Origin of the sequence: Microbacterium sp. LBN7 (assembly GCF_045690345.1) — a bacterium.
Lineage (GTDB): Bacteria > Actinomycetota > Actinomycetes > Actinomycetales > Microbacteriaceae > Microbacterium.
The window spans coordinates 2,882,001-2,906,288 of sequence record NZ_CP147856.1; the positions used below are offsets into that span (position 1 = coordinate 2,882,001).

The window sequence follows — 24,288 nt, forward strand, 5'->3', positions numbered from 1 at the left end:
GTCTCGCCGGCGCTCGCTCAACGACCGGCGGTCGGGAGCGCGGGCTGCTGCTGGGTGATGCAGTGGATGCCGCCGCCGCGGTCGAACAGGGGACGCGCGTCGACGGTCACGACGCGGTGTCCGGGGTACGCGTCGGCGAGGACATCCCGCGCCGCGGCATCCGCCTTCTCCTCGCCGAACCCGCAGGCCACGACGCCGTCGTTCGTGACGAGGTGGTTCACGTAGCTCCAGTCGACGAAGCCGTGGTCGTCTCGCAGCGTGGCGGGGGCGGGAAGGCCGATGACCTCGAAGCGGCGGCCCGCGGCATCCGTCTGCTGCTCCAGGTGCGCCCGCAGGTCGCGGGTGACGGCGTGGTCAGGGTGATCGGCATCCTGCTGGTCATGCAGCAGGATGCGGCCGGGGGAGACGATGGTCGCGACGATGTCGACGTGGCCGTTCGTGCCGAAGTCGTCGTAGTCGCGGGTGAGGCCGCGGGGGAGCCACACGGCCTTCGTCGCACCGATCGTGCGGAGCATCTCCGCCTCGACGCGCGCCTTGTCGGCGAAGGGATTGCGCCGCGGATCGAGCTGCACGGTCTCGGTGAGCAGCACCGTGCCTTCACCGTCGACGTGGATGCCGCCGCCCTCGTTCACGAGCACCGAGCTGACGATCTCCGCTCCGACGGAGCCCGCGACGATGCGTGCGTGCTCGGCGGCCAGGCGCCACTCGGCCCAGTCGGGTGCACCCCAGCCGTTGAAGATCCAGTCGACCGCGCCGAGCACACCGGGGCGCTCGTCGTCGATCACGAAGGTGGGTCCGGAGTCGCGCATCCAGAACTCGTCGACCGGCGCCTCGATGATGTCGATCCCCCCGCCCAGCATCCGGCGCGCCCGGGAGATCTCGCTCGGGTCGACGAGCATCGAGACGGGCTCGAACTCGGCGACGGCGTGGGCGACGGCCGTCCAGGTCGCGTAGCCCTCCTCGCGCTCGGCGGCAGTCTCGCCCAGGGTCTGGCCCTCGGCGGGGAACGCCATCCAGGTGCGGTCGTGGCGTGCGGTCTCGGCAGGCATGCGCCAGCTCATCGTGATCTCCTCGCTGGTGGTCCCGTTCACAGCATCAACGCTGTTGAACACGTGATCAACGGGTGCTACGGTATCCCTCGATGAACACCACGTCAAGAGCACCCGCACCGCGGCGGTTGCCGCCGGAAGAACGCGAGCGGTCGATCGTCGACGGCGCCGTCGCCCTGGCACGCGAGAGCGGGATCGACACGCTCACCGTGCGCGCCGTCGCCGCGCGCGTCGGGGTGACCCCGGCCCTCGTGGCGCACTACCGCCCCGTCATGGACGCCTTCGTCGCCGAGGTCTTCGGCACGATCGTCGCGGCCGAGCGAGACGAGGTGCTCGACGACTTCACGCCGACCGGCGGACTGCGCGCGAGCCTGCAGCGGCTGGTCGAGACCCTGCTCGACGACTCCCGTGAGGACGTCGCCCTCGTCTGGGTGCAGGCGTGGTCGCTCGGGGTGCGCAACGAGCCGCTGGGGGAGCGCGTCCGCGCCGAGATGGACCTCTGGCAGAGCCGGCTCGCGGCCGTGATCGCCGACGCCGACTCGGCCGACCCCGACGACTCCGCGGATCCGGCCTTCGCCGCGTGGATGCTGCTGGCCATGGTCGACGGCATGAGCGCGCACTCCCTCGTGAAGTGGGCGCCCCGCGACCGCGCCGACCTCGCCCGCCGCACGGTCGCGGCCGTCCTCGACCGACATTCCGCCATCCCGATCAGTGAGGACCGCCCATGAGCGCCGACCGCATGCACGCCGCATCGCCCGAATCGACCGCGATCGTCGACGCCGTGCTCGACTACTCCCGGCGGCGGATGCTGGCCACCGACGTGCCGCTCGACAAGCCGCAGACCGAGGCCGAGCTCAACCGCCTGATCGGCGCGACCATCACGGATGCCGGGCTCGGGGCCTCTCGGGCGCTGAGCCTGTTCGAGCACGTGCTCGCCCCGGCGTGCCTGACCACCAGCCATCCGCTCTACCTGTCCTTCATCCCGACCGCTCCGACGATGGCCGCCATCGCGTTCGACCTGGTCGTCTCGGCATCCGGTCTCTACGGAGGAAGCTGGCTCGAAGGCGCGGGCGCGGTGCACGCCGAGAACGAGGTGCTGTCGTTCCTCGCGAAGGAGTTCGGACTGCCCGCCACGGCCGGCGGCGTGTTCGTGCAGGGCGGCACGATCGGCAACCTGTCGGCGCTCGTCGCCGCGCGCGAGGCGGCGAAGGCACGGCTGATCGCTGCCGGCAAGGAGCTGCCGACGCGGTGGAAGATCGTGTGCAGCGTCGAGGCGCACTCCTCGAACAAGTCGGCCGCCAGGGTCATGGATGCCGACGTGCTCCTGGTCCCGGCCGGCGACGACGGCGTGCTGCGGGCGGATGCCGTGCGCGAGGCGCTGGCCGAGCACGGCGACGAGATCTGCGCGGTCGTCGCGACGGGCGGGTCCACCAACTTCGGGATCGTCGACGACATCGCAGGCATCGCGGCGCTGAAGGACGAGTTCGACTTCTGGCTGCACATCGACGGCGCCTACGGGCTCACCGCGATGCTCGCGCCCGAGGCGCGGCCGATCTTCGCGGGCGTCGAGCGCGCCGACTCCGTGATCGTCGACCCGCACAAGTGGCTGTTCGCCCCCTTCGACTGCTGCGCCCTGATCTACCGCGATCCCGACAACGGCCGCCGCGCGCACACGCAGCACGCCGAGTACCTCGACATCCTCACCGACGTCGACGAGTTCAGCCCCTCGGACTACTCGATCCAGCTCACCCGACGCCCGCGCGGGCTGCCGATGTGGTTCTCGCTCGCGACCTACGGCGTCACCGCCTACCGGGATGCCGTGAGCAGCACGATCGCCCTCACGAAGCGCATCGCCGGAGAGATCGCGCGTCGCCCCGAGCTGCGGCTCGTGCGGGACCCGCAGCTGTCGGTCGTGGTCTTCGAGCGCGAGGGCTGGGAGCGCGCCGACTACGACCGCTGGTCGGCCGAGCTGCTCGACTCGCAGCGCGCGTTCGTCGTGCCGAGCTCGCATGCGGGCCGCCCGAACACGCGCTTCGCGATCCTCAACCCGCTCACGACGTTCGACGACCTGGTCGGCATCCTCGACACGATGAAGTAGGCCGCGGGGCGGCCGTCAGCGCGTGGTGTGCGCGTTCAGGAAGGCGATCGTCTTCTGCAGGGCCGTCTGTGCGTCGGGCATGTCCAGGTGGAACTGGTACTCGTGCGGCAGCGCGGGCTCGTGCGGGGCGGGCCAGAACTGCGTCGTCACGTCCACGCCGAGCTCCTCGAGACGCTGCGCCATGGGGATCGACTGCAGCCAGGTGAGACCGTCGCCGTTGCCGCCGGAGATGTACGTCGTCGGGAAGTCCGCGGTCACCCAGTCGACGGTCGACATGGTCGCCCCGGTCGAGTCCTCGGCCCAGGTGCGCGTGCCGGAGTACGCCCACATCGCCGACTTGAAGCCCCAGCCGGCGATACCGTCCAGTCGGGCGAGGGCGGCGAGGTCGTACACGCCGCAGTTCAGCACGGTCGCGACGACCTGATCGGCCGCGATGGTCGGCTCGATGCCCATGATCTCGGCGTAGTCGGGGCTCGTGATGAGCGTCGCCATCTGGCTGGCGAGCTGCCCGCCGGCGGAGTCTCCGGCCAGCACGATCTGCTTCGGGTCGACGCCGAGCTCCTCCGCGTGCTCGTCGATGTAGGCGAGGGCCTCGTTGAGCTGGTTCACGGCGAGCGGGTACACGCCCTCCGGGCCGATCGTGTAGTTCACCGCGATGGTCGTGTAGCCCTCGGCGGCGAGGATCCGCATGTACGGGTCGACGTTCTCCTTGGCTCCTGAGATCCAGGCGCCGCCGTGGATCCAGACCACGGTCGGAAGGGGGCCGTCGGCGGATGCCGGACGGAAGACGTCCATCGTGGTGTCGGCGCCCGCGTCGCCGTACGAGACGTCGAGCGTCTCGGTGAGCTTCGTGTCGGGCACGTGCTTGTCCATCTCGGCGGCGGTCGCGTCGCCGCCCTTCGTGAACACCGCACGGATGATCATCGCCGAGGGCCAGGGGCTGATCGACCCGATGATCGCGACCACCGCGACCACGGCGATGATCACCCCGAGGGCGACCTTCGTGCGGTGCCATGGCCGGCGGGCCTTCTTCGGGTGATCGGACTCTTCGGCGTGCGCGCCAATGCTCATGGAACCCCTCCCTGCGCATCAGTGTGCCAGTATTCCGGTTCGCCTCGCACGCAGTCCGCCTCGCATGAGCGTCGCGCGACGTCGTCGCGGGGTCGAGCGTCGGCTACGTTAGTAAGGTAACCCTTACCGACCTCAGGAGCCCCATGTTCTTCCGCCCCGCCTCGGCGACGCTCTCGTGACCACCGTCGGCGGAGTGTTCCGGGAAGCCGTCTGGGGCAGGGGTCGCCGCGCGCGAGCCGCGCTCTCGATCGTGGGCTTCTGCGGCCACCAGCTCGCCGAGGTGATGGTTCCGGTGGCGGTCGGCGTCGTGATCGATCGGGCCATCGCCCCGCACGACCCGGCCGCGCTGGCCTGGTCGCTGGCCTTCCTGGTCGTGGTCTTCGCGGTGCTGATCTGCGCCTGGCAGCTCGGCGACCGTGTCGGCACCGTCGTCTACGCGCGCGGCGAGCACTCCCTCCGGCAGGGAGTCCTCGGTCTCGCCCTGCGCCGACGCACTCGCCGACCGGCAGGCGAGGTCCTCACGATCTCCTCCTCGGATGCCGGTGAGACGGCCGGCTTCTTCTGGGTCGTGGCCGAGCAGGCGGCGGCCGCGACGGCCGTGATCGTCGCGTGCATCACCCTGCTGATCATCGCCTGGCCGCTCGCGCTCGCCGTCGTCATCGGCACGCTCGTGCAGGCGCTCGTGGTCAACGCCGTCAGCGGAGGTCTGCGGCGGCGCGGCTACGAGGCGCAGCGGCAGGCCGCCCGGCTCGACGCGGTGAGCACGGACTTCGCCACCGGGCTCCGTGTGCTGGGCGCCCTGGGCGGCGCCGCGCGGGCGACGGAGCGCTACGTCGCCGAGAGCGCGGTCGCCGCGGGGGCGGCCTATCGCGCCGAGAAGGCGGCTGCGGCGCTGACCGCGCTCAATCTCGTCGTCAGCGGTCTCGCCTTCACGGGCATCGCGGTCCTCGGCGGGTGGCTGGCCCTGGACGGGGCGATCACGGTCGGCGGGTTCGTCACCGCGATGGGTTTGGCGCAGACGATCCGCGGACCCCTGTCGGCACTCGGATACCTCCCCGCGGAGATCGCGTCGAAGCACGGTTCGGCGACGCGCATCGCCGAGTTCGCCCAGGAGGCGGGCGAGGCGTCGGCCGCTTCGGATGCCGTGCTGCCGGATGCCGCACTGCCGGGCGCCCCTTCCGGAGGCAGTGACGTCGTCGCGCGGGTGGTCGTCGACGGGCGACGCCTCGACATCGCCGCCGGCGAGATCACCGGCATCCGTGCGGACCCGGAGCGCATCTCCGATCTCGCCCACCTGTTCGGCGGGCGAAGGGAGGCCGACGCGGGCGAGCTCGTCGTCGACGACATCGACGCGATCCACCTCGGACCCGAGGGCCTGCGGGCGCTGGTGTTCGCGCCGCCCCACGACGCAGCCGTGTTCACCGGCTCGGCCGCCGAGAACATCGCCGAGACGATCGAGGACGCCCACCTGTCGGCATCCGCCTTCGACGAGGTCGTGCACCGCCTGCCCGACGGTCTCGACGAGCGCATCGGGGAACGCGGTCTGCGGCTGTCGGGAGGGCAGCGCCAGCGCCTGCTGCTCGCCCGTGCGCTGCACCAGCCGCAGCGCCTGCTCGTGCTGCACGAGCCGACCACCGCGATCGACCCCATCACCGAGGCGCAGGTCGCTGCCGGGCTCGCCGGCGAAGGTCGCACGATCGTCCTGCTCACGGACCGGGCATCCCTGCTGTCGGCCTGTCATCGCGTGCACGACCTGAGGAGGGCGGCGTCATGATCGAGGAGAAGCTGCCCATCGCCTCGGGTCGCGATACCGCCCGCGGTCTGCTCGCCGCGCTGGGTCGGCGCCGGGGCCTGACGATCCTGGCGCTGGTCACCCTGTGCGCCGGCGTCGGCGCGGCGCTCGTGGCCCCCTGGATCATCGGCCTCATGGTCGACGACATCACCCGGGGCGGCGGATCGCTGCTGCCCTACGGGCTCGCGCTCGTCGGCTCGCTCACCGCGGGTGCCGCGCTCACCTGGGCGGGACGCGTGCTGCTGGCGCGCCTCGGCCAGGGCACGATCCGCGAGGTGCGGGAGGCCGCGTTCCGCACGGCGCTGGCACAGCCCACGGCTCGCATCGAGGCCGCCGGGACAGGCGACCTGGTCGCCCGCCTCTCCGGTGACGTGCGTGCGGTCGGGCAGGTCGTCGAGGAGGCGCTCCCGGCCTTCCTGGCCGCGCTGTTCGGCATCGTGCTGAGCCTCGCCGGCATGGGGCTGCTCGACGGGCGGTTCGCCCTCGCCGCCCTGCTGGCCGCTCCCGTGCAGTACTTCTCGCTGCGGTGGTTCCTGCGTCGATCCGCCCCGGTCTACCGTCGGCACCGGGCCGTGGTCGCGGAGCGCGGACAGCGCACGATCGAGGCGGTGCGCGGGGTCGACACCGTGCTGGCGCTGCGCACGGAGGAACGGCATCTGGAGCGCATCGCCGAGGCGAGCGAAGACGCGATCGGGCTCGAGGTCCGGGCGACCAAGGTGCGCAACGACTTCAACGTCTTCCTGAACGGCGCCGAGCTGGTCGGTCTGTCCGCGGTGCTCGTGGTCGGCTACTTCCTCGTGGCCGACGGTCAGGTCGAGCTGGGGGCTGCGACCGCCGCCGCCCTGTACTTCCTCGGCCTCTTCGGGCCGATGGGGACGCTCCTGTTCCGGATCGACGAGCTGCAGGATGCCGGCGCGAGCCTCGCCCGGCTGTTCGGCGTGATCGGTCTGCCCTCGCCCGCCCCGCGAGACGGGGTCGCGGCACCGCGCAGAGGCGCGATCGATGTGCGCGAGCTCGGTTTCGCGCATCGGCCGGGACAGCGCGACCTCGACGCGGTGTCGATGTCGGCGGAGCCAGGGGAGAAGATCGCCGTCGTCGGTGCGAGCGGCGCGGGCAAGACGACTCTGGCGCGGGTGCTGGCCGGCGCTCTGCCGCACGGGGAGGGTGCGGTGCGGCACGACGAGGTCGACATCGAGGCCTGGCACCCGCACGATCTGCGCGACGCCGTGGTGATGCTGACGCAGGAGCCCCATGTCTTCGCCGGCTCGATCCGCGACGACCTCGCGCTCTTCAGCGACGCCGACGAACAGCGGGTGCGCGGGGTCATCGACGAGCTCGGAGCGGGGTGGATCCTCGCGCTGCCGGAGGGCCTCGACACGGTCGTCGGAGAGGCGGGAGTGCCGCTCACTCCGGGGCGGACGCAGCACCTCGCCCTCGTGCGGGTCGCGCTCGCCGCGGCATCCGTCGTCATCCTCGACGAGGCCACCGCCGAAGCGGGATCCGCTGATGCCGAGCTGCTCGACGAGGCCGCACTCGCTGCGATCGGCGAACGCACCGGCATCGTGATCGCGCACCGGCTGAGTCAGGCCGTCACCGCCGACCGCATCCTGGTGATGCAGGACGGCCGCGTGGTGCAGTCCGGCACGCACGACGAGCTGGTCGCCGCGCCGGGCCCGTACGCGGACCTGTGGGCGGCCTGGACCGCGTGGTGAGGCCCCGTCGCCGATCCCACCTCTCGGCGTGAGGCTGACGGCAAGCGCGACCCGGGAACGCGAACGGATGCCGCTCGTCAGGCCGTGAGCCCGGCGATCAGACGGCGCAGCCCGTAGTCGAAGGCGCGGTCGACGTCGCCGCCGAGTCGGAAGGCGCCGGAGAGCTCCATCTGCAGGAAGCCCGTCGCCCAGGCTGTGAACAGGCGGGCGGCGTCGAGCGCGTCATCGTCACCGACCAGGGCGGATGCCGCGCGGATGAGCGGGGCGGCCGAGCGCTGCAGGGCGGCATGCGGCGCGGCGGCGCTGAACATGAGCCGGAACGCCTCGGGCTGCTGCCGGGCGAACGACCGATAGGCGCCCGCGATGTCGGTGAGATCGGCATCCGCGGCTTCGAGGCGGGCGGTGAGCTCGTCGATGATCGATTCGGCGATGGCCGAGAGCAGGGCGTCGCGGTCGCGCACACGCTTGTAGAGCGAAGGAGCGCGCACGCCGACGCGCGTGGCGACGGCCTGCATCGTCACGCCGGCGGGTCCCGAGGCGTCGAGGATCTCGCGGCCCGCGGCGATGATCTGCGCGAGCGAGGTCCGATCGGGTGTCGGCATGGGAACTCCTTGCTAGCTATTGACAATAGCCATCATAGCTACGTATCGTAGCCATCGCAAACATCCCCGGAAGGAATCCGCCATGAAGCTCGCACCGCACCTGCATCGGCTCGGCAACGACATCGTCGCGTCGTACCTCATCGACGTCCCGGAGGGGATCACGCTGATCGACGCGGGACTCCCCGGGCACTGGAACGACCTGAAGGCCGAGCTGGCGGAGATCGGGCGTCCGATGTCCGACATCCGGGGCCTCGTGCTGACGCACGGCGACAGCGATCACATCGGGTTCGCCGAGCGCCTGCGGCGGGAGGCCGGGGTTCCCGTCTTCATCCATGCGGCGGATGCCCACCGCGTGCGCACCGGGGAGAAGCCGAAGACGGCGATGGGGCCGGCACGGCTCGGACCGACGCTGGGCTTCTTCGCCTACGGCATCCGCAAGAACGCCCTGCGCACGCACCACGTCAGCGAGGTCGTCGAGGTCGCGGACGGCGACGTGCTCGCTCTCCCCGGCGCTCCGGTGATCCTCGGGATGCCGGGCCACTCGCCGGGGAGCATCGCGGTGCACGTGCCCGTCGCCGACGCGGTCTTCGTCGGTGACGCGCTCACCACACGCCACGTGCTCACCGGTCGCACGGGCGCTCAGCCGGCGCCGTTCACCGACGAGCCCGACACGGCCATGAGCTCGCTCGACCGGTTGGCAGGGGTGTCGGCGTCGTGGGTGCTGCCCGGGCACGGCGCCCCGTGGCAGGGGTCGCCTGCCGGCATCGCCGCGGCGGTGCGGGCTGCGGCCTGACCGGGGTCCCGATTCGCGGAGGCCGTCCCGATCAGCGGACGGTTTCGGGGAATTCGCCCGCAGATCGGGACAGGGTATGCAGATCGGGACAGGGCTCAGCGCGCCGCGAGGACGGATGCTGTGTCGCTCACGGTGATCTGCGGCGGATACAGGCCCATGACCTGGATCGCCGCGGCGTGGTTCTCGGCGGTCGACCCTGCGCAGGCGTCTGCGGCGATGGTCACGTGTGCCCCGGCATCCGCCGCGGCCAGCGCCGTGGAGATCACGCAGCAGTCGGTCGACACCCCGGCCAGCACGACACGCGCCGCTCGCCCGACCAGGGCCTCGAGCTCCGGGCCCCACTTGCCGAACGTGGGCAGATCCAGCGTCGGATGCGGCGACAGCCCGACCGCCTCGGGTACCAGGGCGAACAGCGGATCCGTCGGCGGCTGGTCGGCGAAGGGCCACGCGGCGAAGTAGGCGCCCCAGGAGGTCGAGCGGTCGGCCGTCGGCATCCACCGCGTCACGATCACGCGCTCGCCGAAGGCGTCGGCCAGGGCGCGGATGCGCGGCATCGCGTCGGCGAAGAACGGCGATCCCCAGGCCGAGTCGGGTGCGGCGAAGATCGTCTGCGGGTCGATCACGACCAGCCAGGCGTCGGGGCCTGGCGTCTCGTCTCGTCGCTGGGCTCCTCGCTCGACGACCTCTTCCTGGGTCCCTGAGCCGGTCGAAGGGCTCACGCCTCTTCCTGTCGCCGGATCTTCGCGGCGCGCGCGAAATACGTCACCACGAATGACAGCACCAGCGCGAAGAAGACGCCGAGGTTCGCGTAGGCCCAGTCGCCCTCGACGCCGCCGACGAGGAACAGCAGATAGCCCTGCCAGTTGTTCCAGGGGGCGGCATCCGCGAAGCCGTTGAGCACGAAGCCCCAGCCGATCACGGAGGCGACGATCATGGTGCCGATCGAGGTCCAATCCCAGGCGCCGTAGCGGCCGGCCGAGTCGAACAGGGCATCCTCGTCATAGTCCTTCCTACGGCGCAGGATGTCGGCGATCAGGATGCCGGCCCACGACGCGAGCGGCACACCGAGCGTGATGAGGAAGCTCTGGAACGGTCCGAGGAAGTCGGTCGCGAAGAAGACGACGAAGACCGTTCCGATCGTGAGGATCACGCCGTCGATCGCCGCCGCCGAGGGGCGGGGGATGCGGATGCCGAGGCTCAGCAGCGTGAGCCCGGAGGAGTAGATGCCCAGCACCGCTCCCGACACGAGCGCGAGCACGGCCGTGAGCAGGAACGGCACCAGCACCCAGACCGGGAGGATCGAGGCGAGCGCGCCGATCGGGTCGGCGGCGATCGCGTTCATGAGGTCGTCGTCCGAGCCGCCGAGGAGCAGGCCGAACACCACCAGGATCACCGGAGCCACCGAGCCGCCGATCGTGTTCCACGCGACGATCGCCCCGTCGGATGCCGTGCGCTTCTGGTAGCGCGACCAGTCCGCGGCGATGTTGATCCAGCCGAGGCCGAATCCGGTCATGACCATGACGAGGGCGCCGACGACCTGGCCGATGCCGCCGTCGGGACGCGCCATGACGGCGGCGAGATCGATGCTCGGCGCCGCGAGGATGATGTAGAGCACGGTGACGACGCCGGTGATCCAGGTGAGCACCGACTGCAGCTTCATGATCGTGTGGTACCCGAGGACGGATGCCGTCACGATGAGCGCCGCGACGATCACGGTCGCGATGATCTTCAGCGCGACGCTGTCGCCGTCGCCGCCGAGCTGCGTGATGATCGTCGCGGTGGCGAGCACGGCGAGGATCGCGAGGAACGTCTCCCAGCCGATCGACGTCAGCCACGAGATGATGCCGGGCACCTTCTGCCCCTGCACGCCGAACGCGGCCCGGGAGAGCACCATGGTCGGCGCCGAGCCGCGCTTGCCGGCGATGGCGATGAGCCCGCACAGCAGGAACGACACCACGATGCCGGTGATCGACACCAGGGTCGCCTGCCAGAACGAGATGCCGAAGCCGAGCACGAACGACCCGTACGACATGCCGAAGACCGACACGTTCGCTGCGAACCAGGGCCAGAACAGGTCGCGGGGCTTCGCGTTCCGCTCGGATTCGGGGATGATCTCGATGCCCGCGCGCTCGATGAGAGCAGGCTTGATGTCCGTCATGGACACATCTTGGCACTGCGCGAGCGTGCCGGGGCGGCAATCGGGGTCAGGCGGTGAAGAACGACTCCGCGGTGCGCGAGAGGTCGTACAGGTCGGAGACGCCGGCGAGCTCGCGCGCGGAGTGCATCGACAGGATCGGGATGCCGACGTCGACGGTGCGGATGCCGAGCCGGGTGGCGGTGATCGGGCCGATCGTCGAGCCGCACGGCACGCCGTTGTTCGACACGAACTCCTGGGTCGTGACCCCGACCCGCTCGCACCATTCGCGCCACGCGGCCGTGCCGACGGCATCCGTCGCGTAGCGCTGGTTCGCGTTCAGCTTGAGGATCGGGCCCGACCCGAGGACGGGCTGCACGACCGGGTCGTGCTTGGCGACGTAGTTCGGGTGCACCGAGTGGCCGACGTCGCTGGACAGGCACCAGGACGATGCGTACGCCCGACGGCGGTCGGTGGCGTCCGCGCCGAGTCCGGCGTAGAGGCGCTCGAGCACGTCTTCGAGGAAGGGGCCGGCCGCTCCTGAGCGGGATTCGGAACCGAGCTCCTCGTGGTCGAAGGCGGCGAGCACCGCGATGGGGCGACCCGCACGGGGTCCTGAGCCTGTCGAACGGGCGGCGATCTCACCGAGCGCGACGACTCCGGCGTGCACGGACGCGAGGTCATCGAGGCGTCCGGAGGCGAAGAACGCGTCATCCTTGCCGAAGACGGCGCCGCGCGCGGTGTCGGCGATGACGACGTCGTAGCCGCGGACATCGGATGCCGTCACGCCGGCGGACGCACCGAGCTCCGCGAGGATGTCGGCCTGGGTCGGGTCGCCGAGACCCCAGACGGGCTGCGTCTCGGTCTGCTTGTCGAGGGAGAGCCCGTTGTTGACGCCGCGATCGAGATGGATGGCCAGCTGCGGCAGCCGCAGCAGAGGGCCGGTGTCGGCGAGCACGACTCGGCCGTCCGCGAGGGCGAGGCGCCCGGCGAGGCGCAGCTCGCGGTCGAGCCAGGAGTTGAGCAGCGGACCGCCGTACACCTCGACCGCCGCCTGCAGCCATCCGCGGGCACCGGTGGTCGGCTGCGGCTTGAGCTTGAAGCCGGGGGAGTCGGTGTGCGCGCCGAAGACGTGCACGGGCGTGGTCGCCGCGGCATCCGTCGGCACCACCCAGGCGATCGTGGCGCCGTCCCTGACGACGACGAAGCGCCCGCCGGGCTGCGCAGGCCACGCCTCTTCCTCCTGCAGTCGGGTGAATCCGGCGCCTTCGAGGCGGCGGGCGACCTCGGCAGCCGCGTGGTAGCTCGACGGAGAGGCGGCGACGAAGTCGGCGAGGTCCTCGGCGTGGGCGAGAGCGTCCGGGGTGACGGGCATGTCGTGACCTTCCTGCAAGGGTGTCCTTCGATCGTAGGCGGCGCAGCGCGCTCGTCCTGTTCATCTCCCGTTCCCGACGATGGGTTATGGTGTACCGCGATAGCGCCTAGGGTTCCGGGGTCCGTCCCGTCTGGTCCGAGCGGCGCCACGGTCCGCCTCCGCAGGCGAGCCGTCATCTGACAGGACAAAAGCCCGGAGGACCCTGTTCGTCGCGCCCGCGTCGGACGGAAGGGTCTCAGCATGTCCCCTCTCGCGTTCGTCCTGGTCTTCGGCGCCGCGATAGCCCACGCCGCATGGAACGTCATCGCGCACGGCGTGAGCCGAGCGGGCTTCCCGTTCCTGTGGTGGGGCGCCGTGTCCAGCACTGTCGTGTGGATCGGGGTGGTGCCGTTCACCGGTGGTCTCGGCGCCGACGACCTCGGATCGTTCGTGCTCGGGGTGGGGGTCTCCGCGACCCTCCACGTGGGCTACATGGTGGTGCTGCAGCGCGGGTACCGGGAAGGGAACCTGTCGACCGTGTACGCGACCGCGCGGGGCACGGGACCGTTCCTGTCGGTGATCGTCGCCGTGCTGCTGCTCGGCGAGCGGCCGTCTGTCGTCGCACTGGTCGGCGTCGCGGCGATCATCGTCGGCGTCGTGGCGATCGGTCTCGTCGACCGCGGGACCGGAGCGCGGAGCCGTCGGATCGATCCCGGCCTGCTGTTCGGGCTGCTCACCGGTGTCGCGATCGCGATCTACACGATCTGGGACGCGCACGCGGTGCGCACCTGGAACCTCTCCCCGGTCGCGTTCATGGTCGGGACGACTCTGCTGCAGGTGCCGTTCTACTCCGTGGCGGTGCGTCGGCGGTGGGATGCCGTGTGGGCCCTCGGTCGCCTGCACTGGCGGCGGATCCTCGTGTTCGGCATCCTGTCCCCGCTGTCGTACATCCTCGTGCTCACCGCCATCCAGATCGCCCCCGTGGCGCTGGTCGCGCCCCTGCGGGAAGTGAGCGTGGTGCTCGTCAGCCTCTTCGGGGTGTTCGTGCTGCGGGAATCGCGACCCTGGTGGCGCATCGCCGCGTCACTGGTCGTGGTCCTCGGCATCGTGCTGCTCGCCGTGTGAGCGGAGCGGGTCGACTCCGTCGCCCGGGCCCGCACGCGGCTTCGTCAGCGGAAGTTCACGAGCCCGGCGTGCGCGGCCGCGACGAGGATCTGCACGCGGTCCCGCAGGTGCCACTTCGACATCATGCGTCCGAGGTGCGCCTTCACGGTCCCCTCGGACACGATGAGGGCCCGCGCGATCTCGGCGTTGGACATGCCCTTCGCCAGGCACTGGAGCACCTCCGCCTCCCGGTCGGTGAGCGGCTCGAGGTCTGTCGCGTCCCCGGTGAGCGGTTCGGAATCGCGTACGTGCTTGATGAGCATCGATGCGATCCGCGGTGACAGCGAGCTCTGGCCGCTGTGCACCTCGCGCACGCCGATCACGATCTCCTCGGCGCTGGAGTCCTTGAGCAGGTACCCCGATGCTCCGGCGCTCAGCATCGGCAGGACCGTGTCGCGTCCGTCGAGCGTCGTCACGGCGAGGACCCGCACGTGCGGCCACCGCTCGACGATGACGCCCGTCGCCTCGATGCCGTTCATCTCCGGCATCTGCACGTCCATCATGACCACGTCCGGCTGCTCGCGCTCCACCGTGGCGATGGCCTCGACGCCATCCTCGGCCTGTCCGATGACCTTGATCTCAGGGTCGCGAGAGACGAAGTGCGAGAGCGCCGAGCGGACCAATGGGTCGTCGTCGACGATCAGGACTCGGATGTCAGGCATGAGGGAAGCCTAACGGCGGCGGCTTCGGGCCGCTCGCATGTAGACCTTTGGCCAAAAAGGTCTAGCTGCAAGTCAGATGTGCTCACTGTGCATCGCCGAGAAGATGGGTAAAGACATCGACAAACGACTAGGAAATGAGGTGAATGTTATGACTTTCTGGCAGCAGGTTGGCAAGTTCTTTGGTCTTCACAGCTAGAGTACCTGGCGAATAGGAGATAGTGAAACATGGCCTTCGACCACTCAGACCGGGCATCCGCGGACACGTTCCGCTTGGCCCGGGGTGAGAAGCTCAGCACCATCGAGCGGATCGTCGTCCTGGTGATCGTCTCCATCACCGTCGCCACAGATCTCATAGGTTTCTTCACGACACCAGGGGTAAACCCGATCGCATTGCTCGTGAGCATCGCCTCGACGGCCGCGTTCACGCTCTACCTCTGGAAACCTCTCATCGCGACATGCGCCCTCGGTGCCGTGTTCGCGTTGTCCTTCATCCCCGGGTCTGAACTCCAGGTTCTGACCGCCGCCGCTGTCGCCGCTGGGCTGGTCATGCGGTTGGGGTGGACTTCCCTGATCCTCTCCTACACCGGCGCGTTCCTCGTGGCGGCGGCGCTCGTCGCGAACGGCGACGCCGAAGCGAACGTGAACGTCGGGCTGTACCTCGTCTTCGCCACCGTGGCAGGCGCCGTGGGCTTCGCCCTGCGGCTGGCCTTCGCACGAGGTCGCCGACTGGAACTGCAGCTGATCGAACAGGCAGAGCAGGAGAAAGAAGCAGTGCTCGCCGAGCGACGGTGGATCGCCGGCGAGCTGCATGACAGCATCGCCCACCACCTCACGGTGGTGGCGCTGCATGTGCAGATGCTCGAGGACCCCTCCACCAGCAACGACTCACGAGAGGCGATCCGCGTCGCCGCGAGAAAGGCGATGGCGGATCTCCGATTCGTGATCGAGCTCGCGGACGACGGACCGCGGTCCGCCGAGATGCAGACGGGTGACCTCGCCGACGCGATCGACGAGGCGCGGCAGGAGTTCGAATCCGCAGGCCACCCGGTGCGCCTCGAAGGCGATCTCCGGGATGAGCGCATCCCGCGTGCTGCGGAGATCGTGCTCGCGAGGATCGTGCGCGAGTCCGCCACCAACATCCTGAAGTACGCCGGCCCCGGAGAGGTGCTGGTCCGTCTCGAACTCGATGACGACGCGGCCGCGCTCACGTTGCGCAGCCCGCTCCCGACGACGCCCCGACGCGAGCTGTCCTCCAGCCGCACGGGTCTCGGACGGATGGCGGAGCGGGTGATCGGCGCGAGTGGCGAGTTCAGCGCGGGCGAGGTCGACGGTCACTGGCTGGTGTCCGCCCGCCTTCCCATCGCCTGACGCGCGGCGGGGTATAGTAGGCCGATGAATCGCGTGGCATCTCCGCGATTTTGGACGAAAGTCCACTGAAGGTCTCGACCTTTGGCCCTACGAATCGGGCTCTCCAGGCAAATATCCTGAAACCTCCCCAGAATAAAGCGTCCCCAGCGCTGCGATCGCGAGCGCGGTCTTTCTGGCTTCTGAAACACTTGCGCGCTCGCGATCGCCTTCTGTCCTTCCGGACACCGCTACTTCGCTGCGCCCGCTGTCGCCAGACCGACATCCGGGCGCCTCCGCTCCTTCGCTAGCCGCCCACCGCTCTCATGTAGTGGCCGTCGTTCGAGATCCCGGATGCCGCGACGGTGAAGCGCACGACCTCGCTGAGGTAGCGGTCCTCCGATGCCTCGAAGATCCGGCCCTCCGCGTCTCGCGACGTGCGGCTGAGCCGCAGGATCGGCGTCCCGCGAGCCACCCGCAGCAGCGCGGCATCCTGATCGTCCGCCGCCACGGCGTCGATCACGTGCTGCAGGCTCACGATCGGATGCCCGACCGACGCGAGGTGCTCGGTGATCGAGACCTCGTCCAGGTCGACCTCGAAGAGCCGCCGGCCCGCGACCTCGGTGTACGCGAGACGCTCCAGCATCGTCGGGCGCCCGTCGAGCAGTCGGAGGCGGACGACGCTGACGATCGTGTCGTCGGGCTCCACGCCGAGCGCGGCGGCCATGTCGCCGGCGCGCCGCAGGCTCAGCTCCTGCGTCTGAGCGCCGGGGGAGACGCCCAGCTCGCGCGCCCATCGCGTGAACGGCACCGAGACGTCGACGGCCTGGTTCGCCTTCCGTGCGACCACGCGCGCCGGCCGCCCACGGCTCGTCTCGATCAGCCCCTCGCTCCGCAGCGCTGCCAGCGCGTTCCGGATCGGGCCGCGCGACGTGCGCCACTTCTCGGCGAGCTCCGCCTCGGTCGGGACGTCATCGCCCGGACGCAAGACGCCCGCGACGATCTGGTCGCGGAGGTCGTCCGCGATCTGGGTGTACACAGCTTCGGCCACATAGGTACATTACTTCACCACCTCAGCGGGCCGCGCCTCGTTCCGTCAGTGTTCATTCAGGAGAATCCCGGGTAAACGACCGCTGAACTCTTCCAAGTTAGGTACATATCTCGATGGAGCGCGTGCGAGAGTCTTCGTGGATCACCCCTCCCACCCTGAAAGGTCCTCATGAAGCTTCGCGCTCTCCCCGCCCTCGCCGGCGCGGCGATCCTCGCCCTCGGCCTCGCCGCTTGTTCCGGCTCGGCCGAGGCCACCGGCACCCCCGGAGCGGACGAGTCGTCGTCCACGAGCAGCTTCGCGGTCGACGAGAACACCCTCGTCTTCGGCGTCGTGCCCGACTCGGTCGACACCGAGACGAACTACCAGCCGCTCATGGACTACATCGCCGAGATCTCGGGTAAGACGGTCGAGTACCACGAGTCCACCGACTACGCCGCGCTGATCGAGGCCGCGGTCGCCGGCAAGGTCGACGTCGCATCGTTCTCCGGCTTCACCTACGTCACCGCCACCAACAACGGCGCCAAGCTCACCCCGATCTCCTCCATCGTCACCGAGGAGGGCCAGGAGCCCGGGTACTACTCGCAGGCGATCGTGCCCAAGGACAGCGACATCTCCAGCATCGCCGATTTCAAGGGCAAGAAGGTCTGCTTCGTCGACCCGTCCTCGACCTCGGGCTACCTCTTCCCCTCGTACAACCTGCTCAAGGCGGGCATCGACCCCAAGACCGACATCACCCCCGTTTTCGCCGGCAAGCACGACGTCAGCGTGCAGAAGACCGGTGAGGGCGTCGAGTGCGAGGCCGGATTCGCCGAGGACTCCGAGGTCGAGAAGTCGGATGCCGTCAAGGTCATCGACGAGACCATGGTGCCGGGCGCCCCGCTGGTCTACTCCTCGACCCTCCCCGAGGACGTCTCGAAGAAGCTGATCGACGGCCTGGCCGACATCACGATCGACGACATCATCGCAGCCGGCATCGACAGCGCCGACTCCGACTCGTTCCGCAGCGTGTTCTACGCCACGAAGCCGGTCGACGACGCGTACTACGACCTCATCCGCGACATCTGCAAGGAGACCGAAGCGGAGCAGTGCCAGGGCTGACGCCCCGCAGCCCGCTCGACCGTGCGCTTCGGCAGGCTCAGCGACCCAGTGGGTCCCTGAGCCTGTCGAAGGGCCATCCATCTCTCGCTCGATCTCACCAGGAGAAACCCATGAACGCGGCATCCGATGCCCTCATCCGTCTCGAGGGCGTGACGAAGACCTTCGGGTCCACCACGGCGCTGAAGGATGCCTCGTTGCAGGTCTCCCGGGGCGAGATCGTCGTCCTGCTCGGCCTCAGCGGCTCCGGCAAGTCGACGCTTCTCCGCCACCTCGACGGACTCGAGCTCCCGACCGCCGGGTCGGTGGAGGTGCTGGGCCGGCAGGTGCCGACGCTGAAGGGTCGGGCGCTGCGCAACCTGCGCAGTCGCGTGGGCTTCATCTTCCAGCAGTTCGAGCTCGTGCCCTCGCTCACGGTGCTCGAGAACGTGCTCACCGGGTCGCTCTCGGGGGTCCGCGGTCCGCGCCTCGGCCTCTGGGGCTACTCGAAGGCCGCGAAGCTCACCGCACTCGAGCACCTCGATCGGGTGGGCCTGCTCGACCGCGCCTACCAGCGCAGCGACACGCTCTCCGGCGGACAGCAGCAGCGGGTCGCCATCGCGCGCGCCCTGATGCAGAAGCCCGACATCCTGCTCGCCGATGAGCCCGTCGCCTCGCTCGACCCGGAGTCGAGCGACCAGGTGATGGCACTCATCCGCGAGATCGCGGCCGACGAAGGCCTCACCGTGGTCTGCAGCCTGCACCAGGTCGACCTCGCGATCTCCTGGGCCGACCGCATCGTCGGGCTCCGGCACGGCGAGATCGTGCTGGACATGCCGACGACCGACCTCACCAAGGCCGAGGTCATGGAGATCTACGGCCGGGTCGCGACGACGACCGCCGAGATCGCCGCCGTCACGATGGAACTGGCGGATGCCGCGTCGCAGGTGGCGGCGTCATGACGGTCGTGCGCCCTTCGACAGGCTCAGGGACCCAGGGCTCAGGGACCCAGGGTGCAGGCTCAGGGACCCAGGGGGGAGGCTCGGGGACCCCGGGTGATGTCGCCGAGCGCGCGCCGCGCCGCGCCGTCTCCCCGGAGCGGATCGCCGCGTCGCTGACGCTGCTCGCCCTCCTCGTGATCGGCATCCTCGCCGTGAACGAGGTCGGGATCTCGCTCCCCGCGATGGCACAGAGCTGGGGCAACGCCGAGAACTTCCTGGCACGCGTCGGCGGGCTGTCGTTCCCGGAGCCCGGCGATCTCGCCTGGCTCATCGCACTCACCGTCGGGCTCGTGCTCGTCGGCACCCTGCTCGCCGCGGTGCTCTCGGTTCCGATCGCCTACCTCGCGGCGTCCAACACGACGCCCGGCAACGGCTGGCGCGCGGCGGCGCGCTTCATCGGCGTGCTCACCCGCGCGCTTCCGGACGTCGTGCTCGCGATGGCCTTCGTGCTCATGTTCTCGCTCGGCACGCTCCCCGGCATCCTGGCCATCGGCATCCACTCGATCGGCATGATCTCGAAGATGTTCGCCGATGCGATCGAGCAGATCGACGAGGGGCCCCGCCTCGCGATCCGCGCCGCCGGCGGCTCGAAGCTGCAGGAGTTCACCTCGGGCATCCTCCCGCAGGTGCTCCCCAGCTGGGTCGCGACGGTGCTGCACCGCAACGACATCAACCTCCGCGGCAGCGTGGTCCTCGGCTATGTGGGCGTCGCGGGTCTCGGACTGGAGATGTCCTACGCGTTCAAGGCGCTCAACTACGGCAAGGGTCTCGGCATCGCCCTGGTCATCTTCATCCTCTGCATCGTCATGGAGATCGTCTCGAGCATGGTGCGCGGTGCGATGCTCGGACAGCAGCAGCAGACGCGCTCGTGGATCGACCGCCTGCTGCACCCGCGCCTCGGTTCGCGGGGGTCTGCAGCCGCATCGACCGAGCGTCCCGCCTGGGCGGCGAGCCCCGCGACAGCCGTGCGCCGCCCGTGGACGGCGCAGCGTGTGCGCCACGCGATCGCCGGCGTCGTGGCGGTGCTCATCGTGGTCGGCAGCGTCGTCGTGAGCCAGATCAACTGGCTCGACTTCTTCACCTTCTGGGGCAAGCTCCCCGAGGTCGCCGTGAAGTTCTGGCCGCCCTCCTTCGGCAGCTACGACGCGAGCGTCATGTTCGAGGCCATGCGCGACACGGTCGCGATCGCACTCGCCGCGACCGTGCTGACCCTGCTTCCCTCGCTCATCCTCGGCTCGCTCGCGGCGAGCAACGTCGCGCCGAGCCCCGGGGCGCGCGGCGCCGCGCGCTTCCTGCTCGTCGGCATCCGGGGCATCCCGGAGCTCATCCTCGCGATCGTGCTCGTGGTGGTCACCGGGCTCGGCCCGCAGGCCGGCGTCATCGCGCTCGCCATCGGCGGCGTCGGCCTGCTCGGCAAGCTCATCGCCGACTCCTTCGAGGAGGTCGACCGCGGACCGGAGCGCGCGCTGCGCGCCGTCGGCGCCACCCGCCTGCAGACCTACACGTCGGCCACGGTGCCGCAGGGGATGCAGGCCCTGATCGGTCACAGCTTCTACATGCTCGACACCAACATCCGCGCGGCGACGATCCTCGGCATCGTCGGCGGCGGCGGCGTGGGCTATTACCTGCTCAACGCCAGCCAGGGCTCTCGGTACGAGACCGTGACCGCGATCGTCCTGATGATCCTCGCCACCGTGCTCGTCGTCGAGGGTCTCGCCATGTGGATGCGGAAGGTGTTCCGATGACCACGTCACCTGATTCCGCCGACCTCGTCGTCGTCGGCTCCGGCATCGTCGGACTCGGCGCCGCGTATGGGGCGGTCCGCCGCGGCCTTCGCGTCATCGTGGTCGACCGTGCGGATGCCGTGACAGGAGCCACGATCCGCAACTTCGGGCACCTCTGTATCGGGGCGCAGAGCGGAGAGGCCCGGCGCTACGCCGACGCCTCTCGCGAGCTCTGGCTGCGCCTCTCCCAGGACGCCGGGTTCTGGCTGCGGGAGTCGGGCACGCTGGTCGCCGCCCGCCATGACGACGAGCTCGCCGTTCTCGAGGCGGCCGCCGGCGACGGCGGCATCCGGATGCTGGAGGCCGACGAGCTGCTCCGCCTCGCGCCGCTGCGACGCGAGGGCCTCCTCGGCGGCGCCCGCATCGAGACCGATCTGCAGACCGACCCGCGCACCGCGCCCGCCGCGATCGTGCGTCACCTCGCGGCGCTGGGCGTGGAGTTCCGGTTCCGCACGGCCGTCACCGCGCTGGGGGCCGGTCGCGTCGAGACGACGCGCGGAACCATCACCTGCGCGAACGTCGTCGTCGCCGTCAACCACGACATCGATCAGCTGCTGCCGGAGGTCGCCGAACGCCACGGCATCGTCCGCTGCGCGCTGGACATGATGCGCGCGGCCGTGACGCTCCGGCATCCGCTCTCCGCCCCGCTGCTCACCGGCTGGTCGCTGGTGCGGTACGGGCGATTCGCCGGCGGTCCGGAGTGGGCCGCACTGCGCGATCGACTGCACGCCGAACGGCCGGATCTCGCCGCCCTCGACCTCAACCAGATGTACACGCAGCTGCCGGACGGCTCGCTCATCATCGGCGACTCCCACGCGACCGCGATCGCGCCCGCCCCCTTCCAGCCCGAGGCCGCGTTCACGGCGTTCCTCGCCGAGGCGGAGGCCCTGTTCGACATGCCGACGCCGCGCGTGCTCGAGCGGTGGCAGGGCGTGTACGCCAAGGGCGCGCAGGAGTTCCTCATCGAACGGGGCGAGGAGGGAGCGCTGGTGCTCGCCGCGACCACCGGCATCGGAATGACCACGGGTCTGGGGCTCGCCGAAGAGAATCTCACCGCCGCCTTCGGGTGGGCACCCGCAATGGAAGGAACATCATGACCACGACAACTCCCCTCGAACTCGTCGTCCTCGACATGGCAGGAACCACGGTGCTCGACGACGGCGTCGTGGAGCAGGCGTTCCAGCGCGCCGCCGAGCGCACGGGCGTCGCCGAGCGGATGCCGTGGGCCGAGGCGCTCGACCACGTCCGCGTCACCATGGGCCAGTCCAAGATCGACGTCTTCACCCACCTCGCCGGCGGCGACGTCGCGGCAGCCGAGCGTGCCACCGCCGCCTTCGAGGGCGCGTACGCCGAGATCGTCGCCGAGCAGGGCGTCACGGAGATCCCGGGTGCGGCCGACGCGATCCAGGGGCTCAAGGACGCCGGGCTCACGGTCGTGCTGACCACGGGCTTCGCGCCGGTCACCCGCGACGCGCTGATCGACGGGCTCGGCTGGCACGGACTCGTCGACCTGGTGCTCTCGCCGGTCGACGCCGGCCGCGGCCGCCCTGCCCCCGACCTGGTGCTCACCGCCCTGCTCCGCACGCAGACGTCCTCCGTCGCGGCGGTCGGCGTCGCGGGCGACACCGTCAGCGACGTCGAGTCCGGACGCCGTGCGGGCGCGGGCTTCGTCGCCGGCGTCCTCAGCGGCGCCCACGACCGGGTCGCTCTCGAGGGCGCGGGAGCGGATGCCGTGCTCGACGACGTCACCGCCCTCCGCGACGTGCTCGCCGACCGCGGACTGCTGCGCGCGGTCCCCGCCACCTGAGACGCGGGCGCGACATGGGCACCCTGCTGATCCGTCCGCCCGGCCACCGGCGCGACGTGGCCCTCCGCCCCGCGGCGACCGCGATGGTGTGGGTCGGCGAGGGGCATCCGCACGAGACGATCGCGGTGCCGGGTATCGCCCTCGCCGACGGCGACGTGCTGGTCGCCGTCGAGATGTCCACGATCTGCGGCTCCGACGTGCACACCGTGCAGGGACGCCGGTCGGCGCCGACGCCTCTGGTGCTCGGTCACGAGAGCGTGGGCCGCGTGATCGCGACCGGCGACTCCGGGGCGAACGCGGTCGACGGCACTCCGCTCCGCATCGGCGACCGCGTGGTCTGGTCGGTCACGGTCTCGTGCGCGAGCTGCGACCGGTGCCTGCAGGGCCTTCCGCAGAAATGCCGGACCCTGGGCAAGTACGGCCACGACCGCGTCGGCGCGCACGGCGACCTCACCGGCGCGTTCGGGACCCACGTGCAGCTCCGAGAGGGCACCGCCATCGTCCGCGTGCCGGAGGCGCTGCCGGCATCCGTTCTCGCTCCGGCATCCTGCGCGACCGCGACGGCGTGGGCGGCGGTGGCGCGCGCCGGTCGGGACCACGACCTCGACGGAGCGACGGTGCGCATCCACGGCGCGGGTCTCGTCGGGCTGTCCGCCGCGGCCATCGCGGCGGAGCAGGGAGCGACGGTCGAGGTGCTCGATCCGAACCCTGCGCGGCGGGCGCTGGCCACGCGCTTCGGCGCTGCGGATGCCCTCTCGCGCGAACCCGACGTCGTCATCGAGGCGTCGGGGCACGCGGTGGTGGCCGCGCTCGACGGGGTCGCGGTCGGCGGGACGGTCGTGCTCGTCGGCAGCGTCTTCCCGGCCGACCCCGTGCCGTTCGACGCGGAGAGCATCGTGCGCCGCCTGGTCACCGTCGCCGGCATCCACAACTACACCGGCGCGGAGCTGGCGGAGGCGGTGGCGTTCCTCGCCGGCCGCGGTCGCGCCTATCCGTTCGCCGATGCGGTCGGCGCCGTCCGATCCCTGCTCGACATCGACGAGGCCCTCGTCGAGGCCGCGGGTCCGGAGGCACCGCTGCGCATCGGCCTCGTGCCCGGGCGCTGAGGCCGACGGGGGTCAGTCGGGGTCAGGCGGGGTCAGTCGGGGTCAGGCGGCCCCGTCGCCGGACCGGTCAGACGCCCCGGTCGGGCGCGGACTGCGGCTCGTTCGTCTGGGGAGCATCGGTGGACGCGGGGTCTTCCGGCTGCGGCTCGTCGGCGGCCGCTGGCGCCTCGCCGGCGGCGTAATCCGGACGCGGAGGCTGCAGGGGCTGGTCGGAGTACTCGCCACCCTTGCGGCCGCCGAAGGGGCGACCGTGATCGGCGAACTCCTCGCGCGCGAAGACGAGCGTCCACGGCCCCGCGGTGAACCGCGCGCCGGTGCGCAGCGTCTCGGTGGCATCGCCCTCGTGCGTGGCATCCGCTGCGGGGTTGGCGTTCATCTCGCCCTCGCCGTGGAGGGTCAGCACGTACTCGTCGCGCTCGTCGTGCGTGATCGTGGCGTGCACGGGATCCGTGTCGGGCAGTCGCAGCTCGTTGCCGTCGGCCGAGCCGATGCGCACGACGTCGGCCTCGAGTGCGAACTCCGACCGCTCATCGTCGCGCGTGATGCGCAGCAGCGGGTTGCCGGCACCCCATTCGGCATGCGTGGTCGTCGGCGTGTAGCCGTCATCGGGGCGGTCGTCGATGTGTCGTGCGTTCATGGCGGTGGCCTCCTCGGATCGGTCCCTTCACGCTAGGCGGCGGGCGCCGTTCT

At 70.6% G+C, this 24,288-nt stretch carries 22 protein-coding genes; 13 read left to right on the top strand and 9 right to left on the bottom strand.

All coding sequences use genetic code 11. From position 1 onward, the window contains the following. Positions 1–17 precede the first annotated feature (17 nt). Complete coding sequence (locus LBN7_RS13890) at positions 18–1,061, bottom strand: agmatine/peptidylarginine deiminase (protein ID WP_407361724.1); 1,044 nt, start codon at positions 1,059–1,061, stop codon at positions 18–20. A gap of 80 nt (positions 1,062–1,141) precedes the next feature. Here LBN7_RS13890 and LBN7_RS13895 point away from each other — a divergent pair, with 80 nt between their 5' ends. Both LBN7_RS13895 and LBN7_RS13900 read left to right on the top strand, forming a co-directional pair. Further along, positions 1,142–1,777, top strand: a complete 636-nt coding sequence (locus tag LBN7_RS13895) for a TetR/AcrR family transcriptional regulator (RefSeq protein WP_116635566.1) — start codon at positions 1,142–1,144, stop codon at positions 1,775–1,777. Continuing rightward, positions 1,774–3,147, top strand: coding sequence for a pyridoxal phosphate-dependent decarboxylase family protein (locus tag LBN7_RS13900; protein ID WP_407359990.1), 1,374 nt, complete (start codon positions 1,774–1,776; stop codon positions 3,145–3,147). The genes LBN7_RS13895 and LBN7_RS13900 overlap by 4 nt, the downstream gene beginning before the upstream one ends. A gap of 15 nt (positions 3,148–3,162) precedes the next feature. On the opposite strand, the gene LBN7_RS13905 is transcribed toward LBN7_RS13900, so the two are convergent. After that, the gene (locus LBN7_RS13905) at positions 3,163–4,218 is read right to left on the bottom strand and encodes an alpha/beta hydrolase (protein WP_116635568.1); all 1,056 of its coding nucleotides are present in this window, start codon (positions 4,216–4,218) and stop codon (positions 3,163–3,165) included. Between the two features lie 175 nt (positions 4,219–4,393). Here LBN7_RS13905 and LBN7_RS13910 point away from each other — a divergent pair, with 175 nt between their 5' ends. Together LBN7_RS13910 and LBN7_RS13915 are read left to right on the top strand one after the other, a co-directional pair. Next, positions 4,394–5,992, top strand: a complete 1,599-nt coding sequence (locus LBN7_RS13910; RefSeq protein ID WP_407359991.1) for an ABC transporter transmembrane domain-containing protein — start codon at positions 4,394–4,396, stop codon at positions 5,990–5,992. Then, on the top strand, positions 5,989–7,722 hold the full coding sequence (locus tag LBN7_RS13915; RefSeq protein WP_407359992.1) for an ABC transporter ATP-binding protein: 1,734 nt from the start codon (positions 5,989–5,991) through the stop codon (positions 7,720–7,722). Before LBN7_RS13910 ends, LBN7_RS13915 begins: the two co-directional genes overlap by 4 nt. A 77-nt stretch (positions 7,723–7,799) precedes the next feature. On the opposite strand, the gene LBN7_RS13920 is transcribed toward LBN7_RS13915, so the two are convergent. Next, positions 7,800–8,324: a WHG domain-containing protein gene (locus LBN7_RS13920; protein ID WP_341947667.1), complete on the bottom strand. Its 525-nt coding sequence runs from the start codon at positions 8,322–8,324 to the stop codon at positions 7,800–7,802. 82 nt (positions 8,325–8,406) lie between these two features. Between LBN7_RS13920 and LBN7_RS13925 the strand changes: the two genes are divergently transcribed. Continuing rightward, the gene (locus tag LBN7_RS13925; RefSeq protein ID WP_116635572.1) at positions 8,407–9,117 is read left to right on the top strand and encodes an MBL fold metallo-hydrolase; all 711 of its coding nucleotides are present in this window, start codon (positions 8,407–8,409) and stop codon (positions 9,115–9,117) included. A gap of 95 nt (positions 9,118–9,212) precedes the next feature. Here LBN7_RS13925 and LBN7_RS13930 read toward each other — a convergent pair whose 3' ends face one another. The 3 genes from LBN7_RS13930 to LBN7_RS13940 all read right to left on the bottom strand — a co-directional run bounded on the left by LBN7_RS13930 (position 9,213) and on the right by LBN7_RS13940 (position 12,626). Beyond that, positions 9,213–9,746 carry an isochorismatase family protein gene (locus LBN7_RS13930; RefSeq protein ID WP_341947819.1) on the bottom strand — a complete coding sequence of 178 codons (534 nt, stop codon included), beginning with the start codon at positions 9,744–9,746 and terminating at the stop codon, positions 9,213–9,215. An 86-nt stretch (positions 9,747–9,832) separates the two neighbouring features. Further along, positions 9,833–11,275 (bottom strand): purine-cytosine permease family protein, encoded by a 1,443-nt coding sequence (locus LBN7_RS13935; RefSeq protein WP_407359993.1) that lies wholly within the window; start codon positions 11,273–11,275, stop codon positions 9,833–9,835. A 46-nt stretch (positions 11,276–11,321) separates the two neighbouring features. Continuing rightward, positions 11,322–12,626: a M18 family aminopeptidase gene (locus LBN7_RS13940; RefSeq protein ID WP_341947672.1), complete on the bottom strand. Its 1,305-nt coding sequence runs from the start codon at positions 12,624–12,626 to the stop codon at positions 11,322–11,324. 240 nt (positions 12,627–12,866) lie between these two features. Between LBN7_RS13940 and LBN7_RS13945 the strand changes: the two genes are divergently transcribed. Then, entirely contained in the window at positions 12,867–13,730 is an 864-nt protein-coding gene (locus LBN7_RS13945; RefSeq protein ID WP_407359994.1) for an EamA family transporter, read from the top strand. A 44-nt stretch (positions 13,731–13,774) separates the two neighbouring features. Here LBN7_RS13945 and LBN7_RS13950 read toward each other — a convergent pair whose 3' ends face one another. Further along, positions 13,775–14,431 (bottom strand): response regulator transcription factor, encoded by a 657-nt coding sequence (locus LBN7_RS13950; protein WP_243408912.1) that lies wholly within the window; start codon positions 14,429–14,431, stop codon positions 13,775–13,777. Between the two features lie 225 nt (positions 14,432–14,656). Here LBN7_RS13950 and LBN7_RS13955 point away from each other — a divergent pair, with 225 nt between their 5' ends. After that, the gene (locus LBN7_RS13955; protein ID WP_116635576.1) at positions 14,657–15,799 is read left to right on the top strand and encodes a sensor histidine kinase; all 1,143 of its coding nucleotides are present in this window, start codon (positions 14,657–14,659) and stop codon (positions 15,797–15,799) included. A 283-nt stretch (positions 15,800–16,082) separates the two neighbouring features. On the opposite strand, the gene LBN7_RS13960 is transcribed toward LBN7_RS13955, so the two are convergent. Beyond that, entirely contained in the window at positions 16,083–16,826 is a 744-nt protein-coding gene (locus tag LBN7_RS13960) for a GntR family transcriptional regulator (RefSeq protein ID WP_243408913.1), read from the bottom strand. 168 nt (positions 16,827–16,994) lie between these two features. Between LBN7_RS13960 and LBN7_RS13965 the strand changes: the two genes are divergently transcribed. The 6 genes from LBN7_RS13965 (at position 16,995) to LBN7_RS13990 (ending at position 23,598) form a co-directional block, all read left to right on the top strand. Continuing rightward, the gene (locus LBN7_RS13965) at positions 16,995–17,924 is read left to right on the top strand and encodes a phosphate/phosphite/phosphonate ABC transporter substrate-binding protein (protein WP_116635578.1); all 930 of its coding nucleotides are present in this window, start codon (positions 16,995–16,997) and stop codon (positions 17,922–17,924) included. A gap of 110 nt (positions 17,925–18,034) precedes the next feature. Further along, a complete protein-coding gene (gene phnC / locus LBN7_RS13970; protein ID WP_116635579.1) occupies positions 18,035–18,862 on the top strand; it encodes a phosphonate ABC transporter ATP-binding protein in 828 nt (275 codons plus the stop codon). Beyond that, positions 18,859–20,646 (top strand): phosphonate ABC transporter, permease protein PhnE, encoded by a 1,788-nt coding sequence (gene phnE / locus LBN7_RS13975; protein WP_407359995.1) that lies wholly within the window; start codon positions 18,859–18,861, stop codon positions 20,644–20,646. The genes phnC and phnE overlap by 4 nt, the downstream gene beginning before the upstream one ends. Further along, the gene (locus LBN7_RS13980) at positions 20,643–21,782 is read left to right on the top strand and encodes a TIGR03364 family FAD-dependent oxidoreductase (protein WP_407359996.1); all 1,140 of its coding nucleotides are present in this window, start codon (positions 20,643–20,645) and stop codon (positions 21,780–21,782) included. The genes phnE and LBN7_RS13980 overlap by 4 nt, the downstream gene beginning before the upstream one ends. Continuing rightward, positions 21,779–22,492 (top strand): HAD family hydrolase, encoded by a 714-nt coding sequence (locus tag LBN7_RS13985; RefSeq protein WP_341947676.1) that lies wholly within the window; start codon positions 21,779–21,781, stop codon positions 22,490–22,492. Before LBN7_RS13980 ends, LBN7_RS13985 begins: the two co-directional genes overlap by 4 nt. Positions 22,493–22,506: 14 nt before the next feature. After that, positions 22,507–23,598: an alcohol dehydrogenase catalytic domain-containing protein gene (locus LBN7_RS13990; protein WP_407359997.1), complete on the top strand. Its 1,092-nt coding sequence runs from the start codon at positions 22,507–22,509 to the stop codon at positions 23,596–23,598. Between the two features lie 67 nt (positions 23,599–23,665). Here the strand turns inward: LBN7_RS13990 and LBN7_RS13995 are convergent, their stop codons facing one another. Further along, positions 23,666–24,235: a hypothetical protein gene (locus LBN7_RS13995; RefSeq protein ID WP_407359998.1), complete on the bottom strand. Its 570-nt coding sequence runs from the start codon at positions 24,233–24,235 to the stop codon at positions 23,666–23,668. Between the last annotated feature and the right edge of the window lie 53 nt (positions 24,236–24,288).

Excerpts from the sequence above, each read along its gene's own strand:
- LBN7_RS13965 (WP_116635578.1), top strand. The coding sequence starts at position 16,995 with ATGAAGCTTCGCGCTCTCCCCGCCCTCGCCGGCGCGGCGATCCTCGCC.
- LBN7_RS13890 (WP_407361724.1), bottom strand. The coding sequence starts at position 1,061 with ATGAGCTGGCGCATGCCTGCCGAGACCGCACGCCACGACCGCACCTGG.
- LBN7_RS13985 (WP_341947676.1), top strand. The coding sequence starts at position 21,779 with ATGACCACGACAACTCCCCTCGAACTCGTCGTCCTCGACATGGCAGGA.
- LBN7_RS13940 (WP_341947672.1), bottom strand. The coding sequence starts at position 12,626 with ATGCCCGTCACCCCGGACGCTCTCGCCCACGCCGAGGACCTCGCCGAC.
- LBN7_RS13895 (WP_116635566.1), top strand. The coding sequence starts at position 1,142 with ATGAACACCACGTCAAGAGCACCCGCACCGCGGCGGTTGCCGCCGGAA.
- LBN7_RS13945 (WP_407359994.1), top strand. The coding sequence starts at position 12,867 with ATGTCCCCTCTCGCGTTCGTCCTGGTCTTCGGCGCCGCGATAGCCCAC.
- LBN7_RS13920 (WP_341947667.1), bottom strand. The coding sequence starts at position 8,324 with ATGCCGACACCCGATCGGACCTCGCTCGCGCAGATCATCGCCGCGGGC.
- LBN7_RS13990 (WP_407359997.1), top strand. The coding sequence starts at position 22,507 with ATGGGCACCCTGCTGATCCGTCCGCCCGGCCACCGGCGCGACGTGGCC.
- LBN7_RS13915 (WP_407359992.1), top strand. The coding sequence starts at position 5,989 with ATGATCGAGGAGAAGCTGCCCATCGCCTCGGGTCGCGATACCGCCCGC.
- LBN7_RS13935 (WP_407359993.1), bottom strand. The coding sequence starts at position 11,275 with ATGACGGACATCAAGCCTGCTCTCATCGAGCGCGCGGGCATCGAGATC.
- LBN7_RS13995 (WP_407359998.1), bottom strand. The coding sequence starts at position 24,235 with ATGAACGCACGACACATCGACGACCGCCCCGATGACGGCTACACGCCG.
- LBN7_RS13955 (WP_116635576.1), top strand. The coding sequence starts at position 14,657 with ATGGCCTTCGACCACTCAGACCGGGCATCCGCGGACACGTTCCGCTTG.
- LBN7_RS13905 (WP_116635568.1), bottom strand. The coding sequence starts at position 4,218 with ATGAGCATTGGCGCGCACGCCGAAGAGTCCGATCACCCGAAGAAGGCC.
- LBN7_RS13900 (WP_407359990.1), top strand. The coding sequence starts at position 1,774 with ATGAGCGCCGACCGCATGCACGCCGCATCGCCCGAATCGACCGCGATC.
- LBN7_RS13950 (WP_243408912.1), bottom strand. The coding sequence starts at position 14,431 with ATGCCTGACATCCGAGTCCTGATCGTCGACGACGACCCATTGGTCCGC.
- LBN7_RS13925 (WP_116635572.1), top strand. The coding sequence starts at position 8,407 with ATGAAGCTCGCACCGCACCTGCATCGGCTCGGCAACGACATCGTCGCG.
- phnC (WP_116635579.1), top strand. The coding sequence starts at position 18,035 with ATGAACGCGGCATCCGATGCCCTCATCCGTCTCGAGGGCGTGACGAAG.
- LBN7_RS13980 (WP_407359996.1), top strand. The coding sequence starts at position 20,643 with ATGACCACGTCACCTGATTCCGCCGACCTCGTCGTCGTCGGCTCCGGC.
- phnE (WP_407359995.1), top strand. The coding sequence starts at position 18,859 with ATGACGGTCGTGCGCCCTTCGACAGGCTCAGGGACCCAGGGCTCAGGG.